This window comes from Prevotella sp. MGM2 (genome assembly GCF_002933955.1).
Taxonomy (GTDB): Bacteria; Bacteroidota; Bacteroidia; order Bacteroidales; family Bacteroidaceae; genus Alloprevotella.
This window is the reverse complement of record NZ_BEWW01000250.1, coordinates 1-2994: the sequence shown is the minus strand read 5'-3', so window position 1 is coordinate 2994 and position 2994 is coordinate 1. Positions and strand designations below refer to the sequence as shown.

Sequence of the window (2994 nt, the reverse complement as noted above, 5' to 3'; positions counted from 1 at the left end):
ACTACCATCACAACAGACTATCCGGAACTGAACCGCAGAAGCGGAAAGGGAAGACAACAAGAAACCGGCTATAAGGAAAATCTTTTTCATGTCGTTTAAGGTATTAAAAGGTTGATAAATAATATAGAAAACTAAGACTGTATTTCATTTCTGAAATGAAGCGGCACGTCTCTACATGAAGTTACTCTCACGCCATCATAAAGTAAATCTTACAGTGAAAAGACATTCAGCGGAACGAAGCCGACAACTATAAACCGTAACATCCGAAGCATTAAAATACCGATTGGTATATAAGCGTTCATTAAGCAAATTGCGTGCATTAAAGGAAAATTCCATCTTCTTCATGACATAACGAATGCCTCCATCGACATACCACTGCACGGGAATGTTCGCAACAGAACTCCGGCCGGTTTTCATCTCGCCCTGCCCATACACTTCAAAGTACTTAAATGGACGGACGGACAAGCGTGCCACAGAGGAATAATTATCAATACACACCGAAGACAATCTTCCCAAGCGATTGGTAAAACGCTGCCATGATCCTATAAGAGCCACCGAAAGACGATTGTCTAAATAGTTTTGCTCTGCCGAGGCTACAATCTGACAAGAAAATGCTTTTGTATCGGTACGCTCATTCTGCCGCATCATGGGCGAACGGGAACCGCTGATACCACCCTGCAAACGGAAACTAAGACGGGAAACATAAATATTTTTATAGAATGAGGCTGCTGCCTGCCACAAGTGGGACAGACTATTATCAGTCTTCACCTGCGTAGAAAGCGAGCCGTCTTCCCCGATAAGCGTATTGTGAATCTGTCCGGCCTGTGAACGGGTGTATCCGCCACTCAGACGGATATTCTGGCCATTGAGCGCATCATTCCAGAAAAAACCTCCATTAAGTCTAAAATCTTTACGATCTGTCAGCATACCGCTCCCGAGCATAGTCAACTGTCGATAAGAAGTATACACAGATTCGGAAATATACAATGTAAGAGGACTGGGTTTATACTCATAATCAGCGGTCAACGTCAACCAGGTATGCATAATCCGGCCAATGTTCACCTCTATGCTTGGCCGTAAATAAGGACGATGGCGGCTATTTTTCCGATTATTGGTTTTGTTGCGATAGCAAAGGTTGTACATGCTGACAGGCAGTGCCACCTTTACCGAAAAACCACGCACATATTTTTCATAAGAAGGCCCGATACTAGTACGCACGGTATAGCCATCGGCCGTAGACAATGTTTGCTTTGTGTCTGAAGTTCCGGCTTCAGCGGGCCACGCCTCTCCGACCAGTTCCAGTCTGTCGTAATCTGCGTCAACAACAAATCCGATTTTAAGACTTCCGCCACGACCGTTCTTACCCAAACCCCATCCTAAACTCGTCGAATGACGCATGGAGAACTTCAGTCCTTCAGCCTGTTGACTTTGCGCGCTATCGGACTCCAGCCATGTAGCGCTCATACTGCCAGCTGGCGTATTGGCAAGTGCGAAGTAACTGTACACCTGCATGGTACGCTTACCCTTCCGTATCATCCACTCCAGATAATCCGTAACATCAAAGGCCTTTTGCCTATTATGCTGGCGCACATGTTTACTGGAAAGAGCATAATTCCCCTGTCGCCATAGCCCTTTCACATTGAGCGTATTGAGCAAATAACGCAAAGAATCGTTTCGCTCCCATTTCATGCCGAACCATCCCTGATGCTGCATGAAGTCACTCCGGTTGTCATCCGTGACTGTCACCTCACTACCATCTGCAAGAGCATAAGTCGTCTGCGAGGCAAGAGAATATTCATTATCTGCCATGGAATAACCCGCATTCACAGACAGGGTAAGTCCTTCCCTTAATTTGAAAATATTATTGACTGAACCCAATGCGGAGTTGTTATCGAGATAGCGGTTCTCTGGAACCGATGGCGAACCAAACGGACGCTCTGGAAAGAGATTGTCCGCCAATGTCTGAGGCGGATTGAAAGAATAGGCACCTGTGTCATAGAAAGAAGAAGATTCACTAGTATAATTCTGTGCGAAGTTATTACCTTTCAATGCTATCAGATGTTGACGGCGGGAACCCACCAACATGGTGAACAAATCGCCGTTCCATCTGAAACCATCACCCCACCCCACGCCCAACAAGGCGTTACCTATGGGTTTGCTCAGGCGCGACTTCTTCAGGCGCAAATTAAGAGCGGCTCTGTCGGAACTCTCCATACCCTGCAACAGTTTCACCGGCTGATGGCGCTCATATACGCTGACCGAGGCAATATCGTCAGGCCGCAAGTTACGGGTGGCAAGCGTATAGCGGCCGTCAAGCATATCAACGCCTTCAATATAAAAACGGTTAATGGGGTTCCCATTATAATTAATTCTACCGTTATTGTCAACCTGCACCCCAGGAATGCGACGAATGACATCTTCCATATTCCGGTCTGTCTTACTTTTGAGATTGCCCACACTATACACCAGCGTGTCGCTATGCTGACGAACGGTAGGAGCCCTGACAGAAGCTTCGCGTAACTTTACCGTACTCTCTTTCATTTGCACGTCAAGGGTTGCTGATTTATTCTCCACACGCTTCGACACCGGAGAATACCCCATCGAACTGAATCTGATTTCGATATCCTTGCCTTTATTTTCGCCTACCATCAGCACGTAAACACCTTGCTGATTGGTCTTCGAGTAAGCAACAAGCAAATTCGCATCCGAAGCGTCATAAGCTCTTACCATCACCATCGTCAGAGCCTTACCGTCCTCTCCTGTCACCCGTCCGGCTATGCGGGACTGGGAATATACACTTTCAACCCAACAGGATATAAATATAAAAAGTATAAATCTCAGCATAATGATAAAGCGAAATAAACCAATAATTACTCCAATTCCAACGGACTGTAGAACTTACGGGTGAGTTCGATGACATTCCCGTCACCGTCCAAGACGGGATTGGAAGGGGAGGAATACCGCAGGCGGCCATCCGCTACAGCCTCAGAAAGT

Annotated in this window: 1 protein-coding gene; it reads right to left on the bottom strand. The window is 46.5% G+C overall.

Translation table 11 applies throughout. The features are described from left to right. Positions 1-195: 195 nt before the first annotated feature. Positions 196-2844, bottom strand: coding sequence for a TonB-dependent receptor (locus tag C5S62_RS06305; protein ID WP_104404552.1), 2649 nt, complete (start codon positions 2842-2844; stop codon positions 196-198). Positions 2845-2994 lie beyond the last annotated feature (150 nt).

Coding starts and splice junctions, on each gene's coding strand:
- C5S62_RS06305 (WP_104404552.1), bottom strand. CDS start 2,844: ATGCTGAGATTTATACTTTTTATATTTATATCCTGTTGGGTTGAAAGT.